Genomic DNA, 12,770 nt, shown 5'->3' with positions numbered 1-12,770 from the left:
TACAATATGACGATAGTGTTCATTCCCCAACCCTTGATAAAGTTGCTCGATCAAGAACGAGCACTGGGACCGGTTCGCCGAATGGAAGATCTTCAAGCGCGCCTGCAGCGACGGGCCATGATTGCTCAACACCTTCAGCAATTGGAAGAAGAGTTACAACGTGTGCGGAAACAGAGTCGTACCCTTCCAGCACTGCCGCCGCTAAAAATCATCCAGTGGGCGCACGCTGTTCGCAGCATGACGAACCTGGTGTTCCTTGAGGTGGATACCACCGGGTTATACGAGGATGCAGAAATTATCCGCCTGATGGTGATGAACATTCATGGTGCGTCCCTTCTTGATTGCCTGGTGACCCCATCGCGGCCATTGTCTCGTTCAATTGAGAACATTACCGGACTGACGAATGCTGAGATTGAGGCTGCAGGCGTTCCCATCGTGGATGCATTCGCGCAATTGCGGCACGTTCTCCATGGTGCCTATGTGCTCTCCTACAATCTCGATTTCGATGAAGGAAAGCTCAGAGAGGCGGCCCAGCGTCATCAGTTTGATGCGATCACTATCATCGGAGACGATTTGATGACGCGAGCGATGAACTACCTGCAGCTCTCCTCCTATCCCAAGCTGGAACATCTGTGTCAGCAGATTGGTCAGCCCCTGCCACTACTCCCACATCAGACGGCGTTAGATCGGGCTCATGGACAGATCGCCATCCTGAATGCAATGGCTGATGTGGCCCTCACTGTACCGGGGACCACCATTCCACAGAACACAGACCCCGATGAAGAAGAAGGCGATGAACACCCGTTTTAATCCTGTTTGATACGATATACACGCTCCTGGGCACGTATCCTGGGAGCGTTTTTGTGTGACACAGACACAAGGAGACATGCTATGAGGCTGTTTCTAATCCTCTTCCTGATGCGGATCTGGTACAGGTTTCTCCTGATGCTTTATATGTTGATGTTCCGGCTGAGAACGCTGCTATGCACCTGGCGACTATGGAGACATGCTATGAGATTGTTTCTACTCCTCTTTCTGATGCGGATCTGGATCAGGATTTTAATCCTGTTGGATACTCTGCTATTCTGGGTGACAACACCACTCCGAACCTGGCGACGCAGACAGTTTCGACGCGATTGGGGCAAATTGGATCGTGCCCTGGAACTGAGTTTTGAGGCACTTCAGTCAGATCCCTCAGCGGAGATCAATGATGAATATTGTTGGATGCATCAGCCAGGTGGCTGGACCTGCCCCATCTGTCGCCAGGCTCAGGAACAGGAAACACAGATATGAGTCAAGACATTACCGTGACGGATATGTTTTGTGGTGCTGGTGGCTCAACCACGGGGGCAAAGCTGGCCGGTGCAGATGTGCGACTGGCTATTAACCACTGGCGCCGGGCTATCGAAACCCATAATACCAACTATCCTGAAACGTTGCATGCGTTAACGGATCTGCACATGGCCAACCCCAGGCGATTCCCTTCCACAACCATTCTTGTTGCTTCACCAGAGTGCACCGCCCACACCCTGGCGAAAGGGCAGAAACGGGTTGATCAACAGCAGCTGGGGCTGTGGGAACCTGAAGAGCCGGACCCAAAGGCAGAGGCAGAGGAGCGCTCGCGGTGTACGATGTGGACGCCACTAGATTGGGCTGAATACCATGGCTATCAAGCCATTATCTTAGAGAATGTGGTTGATGTCCATTTGTGGCGACCATTTCAATCCTGGCTCCAGGCCTGGAAAAGTTTGGATTATGACGTTGAGATGATCTATCTCAACTCTATGTTTACGCATCCAACACCACAAAGTCGTGACCGTATGTACTTTGTGGCCTGGAAGCGAAAGAATCGCCGCCCTCATCTTGCTATCACCCCACGGGCACATTGCCCATCGTGTGGACGAGATATCGACGCAGTACAGGTCTGGAAACGGCCCAACCGTCGCTATGGCAAGTATCGCCAGCAATACGTCTATCGGTGCCCGTTGTGTGCTCGTGATGTCACGCCATACTATTATGCAGCAGCCAATGCTATTGACTGGTCTCTGCCTACTCCTCGCATAGGGGACCGGAAGAAGCCATTGCGGGAAAAGACTGTTCAACGTATTGCGGACGGCTTACAGAAGTTTACGCACACGTCGCGGCTGTCGGGTGCCGTTTCCCCCTTCCTGGTCAATCTCAATCATCCTTCTGTGCGACCAATTGTATTGACTGAGCAACCATGTGCAACTCAGACAGGGTATGACGCAACGGGACTGGTCAGCCCACCATTTCTCTTAGACCATCTTGGAGAATATCGCCCACGGAGCATAGACGGCCCTTGTTCAACGATTTGTGCATCTGGCAATCATCATAGTTTGGTGGTTCCACCCGAACGCTCTCACTGGCTTATGACCTATTATCGTCATGGCCAACTTGCACCTATTGAGGGCGCTGTACCAACAGTGACGACGTTGGCGCGGCATGCTTTGGTTACCTATGAAGAGCACAAGAAAGCAATAGCGGTTGAGGATTGTGGCTTTCGCATGCTTACCCCAAAGGAAATCCAGGCTGCCATGGCCTTTCCTGAAGAATACGTCATTACGGGGACACGGCGTGAGCAGGTCAAACAATTAGGGAATGCGGTAACTCCTCCAGTGATGAAAGTTCTTATGGAGCGCGTTATTGCATCGCTAGCTTAAAAAAGGACCCTGGTAGCAATGGCTATGAGGGTCCTTTGCTTGAGGTTGAGATGAGTACGACTATAGTATCTGACTATGAAGTGTGCCACATCAATCAGACGGATACCCATGATTCTGCAAAACATGTGAACGCACCCTATGCCGTATCTCTTTCTGGGGCCTGGCCAGTGCTGTAGCAGCTGAGCGAGTGATCCAGCGTTATGGACGAGAACTGGTGTTACTTTGGTTCGCCGATACGCTCTATGAAGATGAAGACCTCTATCGCTTTCTGCATGACTGCATGCAGCGCTGGCGAGGGATATTGTATTGGTATACCGATGGTCGAACGCCGCTAGAAGTCGCGGCCCAGAAGAAGCTCATTCCGTGTAACCTGGCGGCTCCCTGTAGTTACGAACTCAAGGTGAAACCGTTCCGCCAGTTTATCCAGGCGATGCCGGGACTTCCAGTGGTGTACATCGGGCTCGATCGCTGGGAAAAGCGCCGGCTGGCCAGCGTCAAACAATCCTATGCCCAGGCAATCCCAGCAGCAGTGGTTGACTATCCCTTATTATGGGAGCCCTATGAAGTGCGGCCATTGGTTGATGTGTGTCGCCAGGACTGGGGAATTGAGCCACCGCGCTTATATGCGCTGGGTTTCTCTCACAACAATTGTGGCGGCCGTTGTGTGCGCCAGGGCATTCGTGAATGGGTGCGTCTAGGAACGCACTTTCCAGAACGATACCAGGCGTGTGAGGAATGGGAGCAAGCACAACGTGCCCAGGGCGGTGCCCGCGCAAACCGGAGCTTCTGCGCAATTCAACGCCAGAAGCAAAAGTTTCCTCTGACTTTGGTTGATATTCGAGCACAGTACTTTCATGATCATGAAACATTGTTTTAAGCCCTTACTACATTCAAGGTAAGGGCTTTTCTTATGGGAGAAAAAGAGCCATGAACAACGACGAGCAGCATGGTGATAGCTTGAAACAACGGCATGACCAATTGGTTCAGAACATGACGAATCAAGAAGTATCCAATCTCTATGGTGAGGAATCCGTCAAGTTAAAAATCTTCTGCCAACTTAATCTGCGCGGTCTGAAGAGGCCAACCAACCTGAGCCATCCGAATACGCTTATGATGCATCTCTGCAAGAGGGAGCTTGAGCGTCGAGGCTTGCCCATTCCAAAGATAGATCCCTTTGAAGGCCAAAGCGAGATGCCCCAGGAATTGAAGACGGTGAGCGAGATCAATCACACCTTGAATGAGGTTCCTCCTAAAGCAGTGTATTGCGCTGTTGCATCGTCTTATAAGCGTCCATTTGTTTATCAGGTGTATCGAGCCCGTACTCGTGAGGGTGTCCTTGAGGTGCAAACGATCAATCGGTGGGAAGTTCCTCTGATGGTGTATGCCCTTCCTGGTGGCCTTTTTGCTCTTCTGGAAGAAGCAGACAAGGAAGAATAAGACAAAGTACAAAGCAATCATCAGCCCTCTTCGCGCGAACAAGAGGGCTATTTCTTTCCTTCAGTTATGCCAATTCGCCCTGAGTTGGCAGAATTGAGTGAAAGGAACACTTTTGATAACAACACAACGTGTCCGCTCACCCGTTTCATGGATGGGCGGGAAGCATGCCATGGCTCCCTTTATTGTCGATGCCTTTCCACCGAAAGAAGTCTATGATCTCTATTGTGAACCATTTATGGGTGGATGTCATGTGATTGCTCAGAAGCCGCTCTGGAAACACTATGAAGTGATCAATGATCTCAATGGTGACCTGGTCAACTTCTGGCTCCAGTTGCGTGATCATCCTGAAGATATTGCTGCCAGGCTAGAAACATTGCCGTATAGCCGGCAGCTACATTATGACTATCACGCTTGTCTGTTCGATGGAACCATTCTTGATCCGCAAGAACGTGCAGTGCGCTGGTATTATGTTCTGCAAAGTAGCTTTGGTTCTCATCTCAGGTCAACGTCTTCAACGGGCTGGAAAAATGCAGCTCGATCTCTTGGATCTGGCCAGCCTCATTCATTCCAGCGCTTCAACTTTTTCCCTCATTGCCCAGCGATTGCGCTGCGTTGAGATTGACAATCGAGACTTTGAAACGGTCATACGCCAACATCAAAAGCCTCGGACGCTGTTCTACGTCGATCCGCCGTACCTGGGAGTCGAAGACTACTACAAACGCATTGATGGGACATTTACCTTTGCTGATCATGAACGCTTAGCTGCAGTGTTGAATGCCACGCCGTCGTTTGTCATGCTTTCGTACTATGAACATCCCCAGCTGGAGATCTGGTATCCACCTGAGAAGTGGCGGCGTGTTCGCTGGGAAACGGTCAAACATTCTCAACGAACCAAAGGCACACGTGATCGTGTAACTGAATTGCTCTTATGCAATTATCCGCCCATGGTCTCCTCTCTTCAGCTTTGGCAATGAAACGAGAATCTTCGGCTAATCGCGACAGTGCGTGGAAAGATGGAAAAATTTCACGGAAAGGATTTGACATGTTCAATGGACATTGGGCGCGCAAGCGCAGTCAGGAACGAGAGCATCAACGGGTAGAGCACTGTAATTTGATCTATACCGTACCAGTAACATGCTCAGGTCGTAACACATATGCATTTATCAATGGTGAACGCCACAAAGTATATCCAACGGGTAACGACAAGGAACCCTGGACGACAAATATCAGTTTGATGATGTGAAAAAGGAGCATCCCTATGCGTTATTCCAGCCGTGAATTGCTGTTCTTTGCCATTGTATGGTTTTTTCTGGGGGCCATGTGTTGCTGGTTGGTGCTCGCATTTTTGTTTCATCTTTCCTTCTCATAGCAGTAACGTGGGTTTGCTCTTATGGCTTGTGCTGTAAGAGCTTTTTTTATGGAAGGAGTGGGTATGGCAACCCTGATCGCGGTCTACAACTCGCAGGGGTGTGTGGGGCGGTGCGATGCTCGCTGTTATGATGCGATCCATCCCATCTGTACCTGCATCTGTGGCGGTCGCAACCATGGTGCAGGGTTAGAAAAAAGTATTGATCAGACCCGACATATGGCGGAGCAGTGGATCTCTTCGTATGCGACACAACACCAGCTGAGCGACTTCTCTACAGAGATCCATACCGAATGCCAGCAACAAACCTTATGGAGTGTGATATGAGTAGTGCGCAATCTGAAGATACCGAATTGTTTGCCAAAGCGGCCAGGATGTTGCAGGCGGATGGATTGCCTGGTGTGCTCATCTCAAATCGGCCCTGGCGTGAATTAGCCATTGAGGCTGTAACCCATCTGCAAACGACGAAGGTCCCTATCTATGTCCGGCATGGCCAGCTGGTGCGTATCCAGCGCAAAGAGGATGGTACCCCGTTCATTGATGCGCTGACTGATGCCACACTCAAAGGCATACTGGGCCGTTCCATGAACTTTGTGAAGCTCATGGCCAGGGGACCGGTGCATGTGGCCCCGCCGGACAATGTCGTCAAGGACATTTTAACGATGGGAGAGTGGCTTTTTCCACCGCTGGATAGCATCATTGAGTTTCCCATTTTTCGCCCAGACGGCACACTGATTGAAATACCTGGCTATGATGCGGTGACGCGATCTGTGTATGTGCCGCTTCCATCGCTGAAGATCCCCCCTATTCCTGAGCAGCCCACCGATGAGGACATTATGAATGCGCAGGTATTACTTGATGAAGCCATCGGTGAGTTTCCCTATGAAAATGAGGCCAGCCATGCCAATGCGATTGGGTTGATGCTGACTCCGCTCATTCGGCAGTCGATCAATGGGCATGTGCCCCTGGCCTTAATCGATGCCACACGACCAGGCACCGGCAAAAGCCTGTTGGCTGAGACGGTGGCATTCATCGCCACTGGCCGCAAAGCAGAGATGATGACCGCGCCCTATGATGACGATGAATGGCGCAAGCGCATTGCCTCGACCCTTTCTGAAGGCGCAACCATCATTATCATCGATAACATTAAAGCCAAAATCCAGGCAGCGAGCTTAGACACAGCATTGACTTCCTCGACGGTGAAGGAGCGTATCCTTGGCCAGAGTAAAAACGGCGTCTATGCCCAGCGCGCTACCTGGATGGCAACGGGGAACAATATTCAGATTGGTGGCGATCTACCGCGTCGCTCCTACTGGATACGGATGGATGCCCGAACGGATAAGCCCTGGACCCGGGGTGGTTTCAAACACAATCTGCATGAATGGGTTCCTGAACACCGGGGCCAATTAATTGCAGCATTGCTGACTCTGGCTCGTGCCTGGTTTGCCGCGGGTTGTCCAAAGGCTACCGTTCCCCAGATGGGAAGCTTTCAGCAGTGGGCGGATACCATCGGCGGTATCCTCTCCCATTGTTGGATCGAGGGCTTCTTAAGCAATCTCAATGAACTCTATGAGCAGGGTGATGATGATGCTCAACAGTGGGCGGTCTTCCTGCGTGTGTGGCATGATTTTTATCAGAATACGCCCGTCCTGGTATCCACCCTGGCCAAGGATATCAAAACAGGGTCCTTTGATGATGGTGATACGGGGCTTGGGGTTGCTGGCCTCTATAATGCACTGCCTGATGAGGTCTCGGATACCAAGAAAGGAGACTTTAAACGCAAGCTGGGAAAAGCCTTATCAGCTCGTATTGGTACCCAGTTTGATGAAAGTGGCTTGCATCTGATCAAAGCGGGTTCAGATAAACGTAGTGGGGCGGTTTTCTGGTCCGTTGCAGGTTTGCAGGTTTCGCAGGATGCTATTCCCCAAAAGGAGGAAATTTCTTATATACCTACCCCTTTAGAAGGCCTGGGGGGCGGCTTGAGTGGGGATATTCCGCTCGAAAATAAACTTGACCCTGAGGAAAACAAACCTGCGAAACCTGCAAACCTGCAAGATGTACAAGGGCTTGCCGTTGATGAAGTAGGCCACCCGCTGCAGCACTTCCAGATTGTGATGACACCACAGGGTGAAGGGTTTATCACGGTGAACCTGCCACGCTGCGTCAATGTACTCCTTTATCTCTCGCAAGAAGAAGTATCCTTCCGAACAGAGGGGGAGATTGCCCAGATCCAACCGCTGCACCAAGCAGCTGGTCCCGATGAGTGGCCCTATACGATCGCTTCCCTGACTGATGAACATATTCTTCGCCTGGGGTACCCATCGCGTGCAGCCCTGGGGTATCCACCGCCATCGCCGCCACTTGATGATCTCCAATGAGGTGGTTCTATGCCAATGGATATGAAACGTTATCCAGCGAACTGGAAAAAAGTCTCTCGCACCATTCGCCGGATCGCTGGCTGGCCCTGTGAGTGGTGCGGTATCCCGAATGGCGTGCCACTGCCCAGTGGTCGCCCTGGAAACGTTGTGTTGACAGTTGCGCATCTGGGAGCGCCATATGCGGATGGACGACCAGGCGACAAACATGATAAACATGATGTTCGGCGTGAAAATCTTCGTGCTCTCTGCCAGGCGTGCCACTTGCGCTATGACCTGACTGATCACATCGCTCATGCAAAAGCGACCCGCGCTCAGAAGAAGCAAGAAGAAGCGCTATCCTCTGGGCAATTGACCCTTTTCTAACCACTATAGATCCACAAAAAAGACCACAATTCGTGTGAAGCCGCCTGTGGAGCGGTTCGCAGGTTTGCAGGTTTCCCGCAGGTTTGAAAAAGGGCAAACCTGCATCGTGAAGCCGCCTGTGGAGCGGTTCGCAGGTTTCGCAGGTTTGTTTTCCACCGGAGCGACAAAAAAAATTATAGGAGTAAAGAGTCTATGCAGCAAGTTCAAAAACCCCCTATACAGCCTATGCTCATGAATGTTACTCAGGTTGCCCAGGCGTTGGGAGTTAGCCGTGGCACAGTCTACCAACTCATTCTCACGGCTAACCTTCCTGTTGTTCTGTTTGGCCGTAAGAGAATGATCCGGCCGGATGCTCTACAAGCCTGGCTCCAGGCGCGTGAACAACAATTATAAATTTTGACGTGATCGCTAGCCGCGCTGATTTCCAGCGCGGCTTTTTCTATTGAAAGGACAAACGCAATGGTTGAGAAGAAAAGCGGAGGACATCGAGGGCATGGTGAAGGATCTATATCTCTACGCAAGGATGGCAGATATGAGATTCGCGTCACTCTTGAAGATGGCACGCGGAAAAGGGTTTATGCAAAAAACAAAAAGGAGGCTAATGAAAAGTTAAGACAGCTGCAGCAGGAACTACATCAAGGAACCATTATCAATGGCCCTCAACAAACTTTGGAACAATACTTAAAGGAATGGTTGGAGACCCATAAGCAAACTATTCGGCCTCGAAGCTGGGAACGTTATGAAGCTATAGTGCGCCTGCACCTTGTTCCCACATTGGGTAAGTTGCCTTTACAGAAAATTACCCCTCAGCACCTGGACCGACTCTATCGGCAAAAGTTAGAAAGCGGATTGAAACCCAAATCGGTTGCTGCTATCCATGGCATGTTGCACACAGCGCTGGACAAAGCAGTACGGTTAGGGCTGGTCTCAAGGAACGTCTGCAAGATGGTGTCTCCTCCACGAGTGGTACGTAAGGAAATCACGCCGCTATCAGCAGAGCAGGCGCGCAAGTTATTGGAGGCGGCCAAAGGGCATCCACAAGAAGTGCTCTTTATCCTGGCCCTCTCAACGGGAATGAGGCGGGGTGAACTACTGGGGTTAAAGTGGAAAAATGTGGATCTGGTTTCAGGGGTATTAAGGATACGCCAGGCGCTCGTACGCATGCCCACTGGCCAGGGCTATCAACTGGCAGAAACGAAAACAGCGAAGAGTCGCCGTAGTCTGGTGTTGACAGCTCCGGCTGTTGAAGCACTCAAGAAGCACAAAGCCGTACAGCAGCAATGGAAAGAAGCAGCTGGTCCCTTCTGGCATGACAATGACTTCGTTTTCTGCAAAGCCATGGGCGAGCATCTAGATCCTGGCTATGATGTCCTGGTGCAACTGAAAATGCTTTTAAAGAAGGCCGGACTACCCGAGATCCGTTTTCATGATTTACGCCATAGCACCGCCACTCTACTATTAGAGCAGGGCACTAATCCCAAAATCGTGCAAGAGATATTAGGGCATAGCCAGATCAGTATGACGATGGATATCTATTCGCACGTTCTGCCCACTATGCAGATGGATGCTATGAGCAAATTAGGGGATCTCCTAGAAGAGGCCGATGAGGAGGAAGAAGAGGAATAAAACAAAGAAAAATTTCGTTTTGGCGTCAGTTTTGGCGCTAAAAGCCAAAAAGGGCCAAAAGCGAACCCGCGCCCATCAGCCTGTGAAGCCGATGGGCGCGGGTGCCAAAAATGAAAGGGTGCCAAGAGACGGAATCGAACCGACGACACTAGCATTTTCAGTGCTATGCTCTACCAACTGAGCTATCTTGGCGCGTGGCAATAATATAGCATGATCTCCTGCTTTCGTCAACCCCTTTCAGATCACTTTTTTGGTGATGTCCATAATTTTTGTTGCGAGTCTGTCTCCCAATGCCTTCTTGCCATAATCCACATTAGGCTTTATTTGTGTCTTACAAATATTCTATATAAATATACGCTAAGTACTTTTTATATATAGATCATGAATTCAATTTCTGTGACTTTTTGGGGAGTGTTTCTCAATTTGTTTCATTATTTTTATTACTTTTGTCCTACATATCATGGTGTATCATAGCGTTTCATTCATAGATGCGTTAATATCAATGCAACCAGTCAATACTTCCTGGTTACCACGATTGTGATTGGGAAGCCGTAGCTAAAGGAGACTCATTTTATGTCGAAAACGCCTAGCATCTCGCAGTTTATCTCTCAACATCGAGTCGTTTGCATTGCCGCAGGACAGGTTGTCGTGATGGCTGCTTTTGCTCTTATGTTGCTTGGCAATATTTTCTTTACTGATGTGCGCGGAGCTTTTGCTGCTTCTACGTGTGCCAGTGGAGACAAAACATATAGTGTTCAGTTGGGTGATACTTTGGGAGCTATCGCTCAGAGTAATCAAACGACCTGGCAAACATTGGCCTCTTACAATAAATTGACAGATGCAAATACTATTTTTGTCAATCAGACCATTTGTATTCCAACTAAAAGTGCTGCAAAACCTACCACTAAGCCTGTAGCTCCAGCTAAGACTGCTCCAGTCGTTGTTAAGACTGCTCCAGTGGTCGCTAAGGCTGTTTCCAAGGCTGTCCATGGCACTGCTAACATTTTCCCTGCTGGCCAGTGCACATGGTGGGCAGATAATCGTTATCACCAGTTGACTGGTATTTATGTTCCCTGGATGACCAACTCAAATGCAAATATGTGGGTTACACGAGCCCATCAGTACCACTGGAATGTTTCTACCACTCCTCACGTGGGTGATATTATGCAGTTAAACGGTGGAGTGCAAGGTGCTGGTTCAGTTGGTCACGTAGGGGTTGTGGAAAGCATCCAGGCCAATGGACGCTTTACTGTCAGTCAGATGAACTGGGGTGGCCTCGGTGTCGTTTCTCGAACTCAGTTTTCTGTTGGCCCTGGCGTATTCTTTATCAACGCTAAATAAGTTCTTTTAAGCTAAAAGAGGTTGGACATCTTGTCCAGCCTCTTTTTTTGTCCTTTGCTCTCCTGCATTAATTTATTATAAAAATATTCTTTGTTTAACTTAACTTTGTCTCGCCCTTTTTCCTATGTTCCAGCATATTTCATGACGATTCGTTGTAGATGCCCTAATATATTCATAGATATGTATTTATTGAAGTGGCAGGTAATTGGACCTGCGTTGTTTTTAGGAGAAGAGGAGTAGTCTATTTGTTCTCTACTGAGAAATATCAACGTATTCGTACATACTTTAATCAGCATCGTGTGATAAGTATCATAGCCGGCCATCTGGCCGTGTTGACTGTGTTAGGGATGGTCTGGTTGAGCACTGCTTTTGCGCCGACTTTATTTGGTGCTCTCGCCCAGCCCCCCTGTGCTAAAGGTGATCAGACTTATGTGGTTCGCGGTGGTGACACATTGAGAACGATTGCGGCCAGTCACGCTACGACGTGGCAGACCCTGACGTCTTATAATCATCTGGCTAACCCTGATAAGATTTTTGTGAATCAGCAGCTTTGCATTCAGCATCAGGGCAATACTGGCGTGGCCCAGGGAATACCTGACGGCAATCAGCCTATGAATACTGCTGGGTTGCAGGCTGTTCATGGTCGTACCAATCCGTTTGCTTATGGTCAATGTACCTGGTGGGCCAGCCAGCGCTACTTTCAGCTACATGGTTTTTTTGTTCCCTGGACCTCTAATTCGAATGCGTGGCAATGGCAGGATCGGGCTCAGGAGTTCCATTGGCATGTTTCGGATCAGCCATCAGTTGGAGCCATTGTGGATCTACAGCCATGGGTGCAGGGGGCTCAGGGATTTGGTCATGTTGGGGTGGTTGAGATGGTGCTGGATAATGGTCATGTGCTGGCCAGTAATATGAACTGGGGTCCCAATTATTCACAGGTCACCAATGTGAATTTTCATACTGGTCCCGGGGTTACCTTTATCTCTGCTTGAGTTGTGCCGATAGCGGTAGGTAGACACCTGTAATCAGGTGGTGCCCGTGCGGTGGTAGCGCCCACACGCACGGGCCATTTTATGCTTCTATCCGGGCAAGTAGGGGGCGTTTCACATGAAACATGGTTCGGCTTATCTCTTTCATTGGTCAGGTGATTTCACCCATCCCGATGAGTAGTAGCATATTCGTTTTGTTCATTTCTGGCTGGTGCTACACTAAAGATAGAGATGCTCCTTGTTTCTCTTCTAGTAGGGAAAACGGCTTTGCGAGGATAATAAAGATAGTGGATCCATCATGGAGCATCTTCTCCTTTGTGTGGATCTTCTGGTGTAGTTGTTTTTTTCCTCTTTTTTTGTGTGCCTAACTTCTCTTTTTATTATGTGCCTTTCGCTGATATAAAATTCATTAAGTGTTTTGTTGTGCTTGCTTGCGGGTGGGTGCTGACGCACCCGCATATTTTTTTTGTTATGATTTGCAGAAAATGTGTGTAACACATTTTCTGCAAATCATAACAAAAGGCATTGATTGTGATGAACTTTTGGGTGTTGTGCGGTGTCTATTGAGCGAATGGGTTGTAACTGGTTA

At 49.5% G+C, this 12,770-nt stretch carries 15 protein-coding genes and 1 tRNA gene; 15 read left to right on the top strand and 1 reads right to left on the bottom strand.

From position 1 onward, the window contains the following. Positions 1-6 precede the first annotated feature (6 nt). The 13 genes from EL645_RS11610 to EL645_RS11550 all read left to right on the top strand — a co-directional run bounded on the left by EL645_RS11610 (position 7) and on the right by EL645_RS11550 (position 9,851). Positions 7-810, top strand: coding sequence for a hypothetical protein (locus EL645_RS11610; RefSeq protein ID WP_126550176.1), 804 nt, complete (start codon positions 7-9; stop codon positions 808-810). Positions 811-1,011: 201 nt separating this feature from the next. After that, positions 1,012-1,293 (top strand): hypothetical protein, encoded by a 282-nt coding sequence (locus tag EL645_RS11605; RefSeq protein WP_126550175.1) that lies wholly within the window; start codon positions 1,012-1,014, stop codon positions 1,291-1,293. Beyond that, positions 1,290-2,681, top strand: a complete 1,392-nt coding sequence (locus EL645_RS11600) for a DNA cytosine methyltransferase (protein WP_126550174.1) — start codon at positions 1,290-1,292, stop codon at positions 2,679-2,681. Before EL645_RS11605 ends, EL645_RS11600 begins: the two co-directional genes overlap by 4 nt. A 187-nt stretch (positions 2,682-2,868) precedes the next feature. After that, positions 2,869-3,558, top strand: coding sequence for a hypothetical protein (locus EL645_RS11595; protein ID WP_126550173.1), 690 nt, complete (start codon positions 2,869-2,871; stop codon positions 3,556-3,558). A 50-nt stretch (positions 3,559-3,608) separates the two neighbouring features. Then, the gene (locus EL645_RS11590) at positions 3,609-4,118 is read left to right on the top strand and encodes a hypothetical protein (RefSeq protein ID WP_126550172.1); all 510 of its coding nucleotides are present in this window, start codon (positions 3,609-3,611) and stop codon (positions 4,116-4,118) included. 112 nt (positions 4,119-4,230) lie between these two features. Then, positions 4,231-4,734, top strand: coding sequence for a DNA adenine methylase (locus EL645_RS44080; protein ID WP_126550171.1), 504 nt, complete (start codon positions 4,231-4,233; stop codon positions 4,732-4,734). Next, positions 4,721-5,092 (top strand): DNA adenine methylase, encoded by a 372-nt coding sequence (locus tag EL645_RS44075; protein WP_161977310.1) that lies wholly within the window; start codon positions 4,721-4,723, stop codon positions 5,090-5,092. Before EL645_RS44080 ends, EL645_RS44075 begins: the two co-directional genes overlap by 14 nt. Positions 5,093-5,160: 68 nt before the next feature. Continuing rightward, positions 5,161-5,361: a hypothetical protein gene (locus EL645_RS11575; protein ID WP_126550169.1), complete on the top strand. Its 201-nt coding sequence runs from the start codon at positions 5,161-5,163 to the stop codon at positions 5,359-5,361. A gap of 189 nt (positions 5,362-5,550) precedes the next feature. After that, the gene (locus EL645_RS11570; RefSeq protein ID WP_126550168.1) at positions 5,551-5,811 is read left to right on the top strand and encodes a hypothetical protein; all 261 of its coding nucleotides are present in this window, start codon (positions 5,551-5,553) and stop codon (positions 5,809-5,811) included. Beyond that, a complete protein-coding gene (locus EL645_RS11565) occupies positions 5,808-7,862 on the top strand; it encodes a hypothetical protein (protein ID WP_174845297.1) in 2,055 nt (684 codons plus the stop codon). Before EL645_RS11570 ends, EL645_RS11565 begins: the two co-directional genes overlap by 4 nt. A 9-nt stretch (positions 7,863-7,871) precedes the next feature. Beyond that, on the top strand, positions 7,872-8,225 hold the full coding sequence (locus EL645_RS11560; protein ID WP_126550167.1) for a hypothetical protein: 354 nt from the start codon (positions 7,872-7,874) through the stop codon (positions 8,223-8,225). A gap of 192 nt (positions 8,226-8,417) precedes the next feature. Then, on the top strand, positions 8,418-8,618 hold the full coding sequence (locus EL645_RS11555; RefSeq protein ID WP_126550166.1) for a helix-turn-helix domain-containing protein: 201 nt from the start codon (positions 8,418-8,420) through the stop codon (positions 8,616-8,618). 66 nt (positions 8,619-8,684) lie between these two features. Further along, positions 8,685-9,851 (top strand): site-specific integrase, encoded by a 1,167-nt coding sequence (locus EL645_RS11550; protein ID WP_126550165.1) that lies wholly within the window; start codon positions 8,685-8,687, stop codon positions 9,849-9,851. 119 nt (positions 9,852-9,970) lie between these two features. On the opposite strand, the gene EL645_RS11545 is transcribed toward EL645_RS11550, so the two are convergent. Continuing rightward, positions 9,971-10,043: transfer RNA gene (locus EL645_RS11545), tRNA-Phe, on the bottom strand. A 381-nt stretch (positions 10,044-10,424) separates the two neighbouring features. Between EL645_RS11545 and EL645_RS11540 the strand changes: the two genes are divergently transcribed. Then, a complete protein-coding gene (locus tag EL645_RS11540) occupies positions 10,425-11,192 on the top strand; it encodes a COG3942 and LysM peptidoglycan-binding domain-containing protein (RefSeq protein WP_126550164.1) in 768 nt (255 codons plus the stop codon). A 245-nt stretch (positions 11,193-11,437) separates the two neighbouring features. Next, on the top strand, positions 11,438-12,184 hold the full coding sequence (locus EL645_RS11535) for a COG3942 and LysM peptidoglycan-binding domain-containing protein (protein ID WP_126550163.1): 747 nt from the start codon (positions 11,438-11,440) through the stop codon (positions 12,182-12,184). Positions 12,185-12,770 lie beyond the last annotated feature (586 nt).

The organism is Dictyobacter kobayashii, from assembly GCF_003967555.1.
Taxonomy (GTDB): Bacteria; Chloroflexota; Ktedonobacteria; order Ktedonobacterales; family Ktedonobacteraceae; genus Dictyobacter; species Dictyobacter kobayashii.
Note: the sequence above shows the minus strand (reverse complement) of the source record. Positions and strands in the feature narration are given on the sequence as shown.

Coding starts and splice junctions, on each gene's coding strand:
- EL645_RS11590 (WP_126550172.1), top strand. CDS start 3,609: ATGAACAACGACGAGCAGCATGGTGATAGCTTGAAACAACGGCATGAC.
- EL645_RS11565 (WP_174845297.1), top strand. CDS start 5,808: ATGAGTAGTGCGCAATCTGAAGATACCGAATTGTTTGCCAAAGCGGCC.
- EL645_RS11605 (WP_126550175.1), top strand. CDS start 1,012: ATGAGATTGTTTCTACTCCTCTTTCTGATGCGGATCTGGATCAGGATT.
- EL645_RS11540 (WP_126550164.1), top strand. CDS start 10,425: ATGTCGAAAACGCCTAGCATCTCGCAGTTTATCTCTCAACATCGAGTC.
- EL645_RS11575 (WP_126550169.1), top strand. CDS start 5,161: ATGTTCAATGGACATTGGGCGCGCAAGCGCAGTCAGGAACGAGAGCAT.
- EL645_RS11560 (WP_126550167.1), top strand. CDS start 7,872: ATGCCAATGGATATGAAACGTTATCCAGCGAACTGGAAAAAAGTCTCT.
- EL645_RS11555 (WP_126550166.1), top strand. CDS start 8,418: ATGCAGCAAGTTCAAAAACCCCCTATACAGCCTATGCTCATGAATGTT.
- EL645_RS11610 (WP_126550176.1), top strand. CDS start 7: ATGACGATAGTGTTCATTCCCCAACCCTTGATAAAGTTGCTCGATCAA.
- EL645_RS11570 (WP_126550168.1), top strand. CDS start 5,551: ATGGCAACCCTGATCGCGGTCTACAACTCGCAGGGGTGTGTGGGGCGG.
- EL645_RS11550 (WP_126550165.1), top strand. CDS start 8,685: ATGGTTGAGAAGAAAAGCGGAGGACATCGAGGGCATGGTGAAGGATCT.
- EL645_RS11600 (WP_126550174.1), top strand. CDS start 1,290: ATGAGTCAAGACATTACCGTGACGGATATGTTTTGTGGTGCTGGTGGC.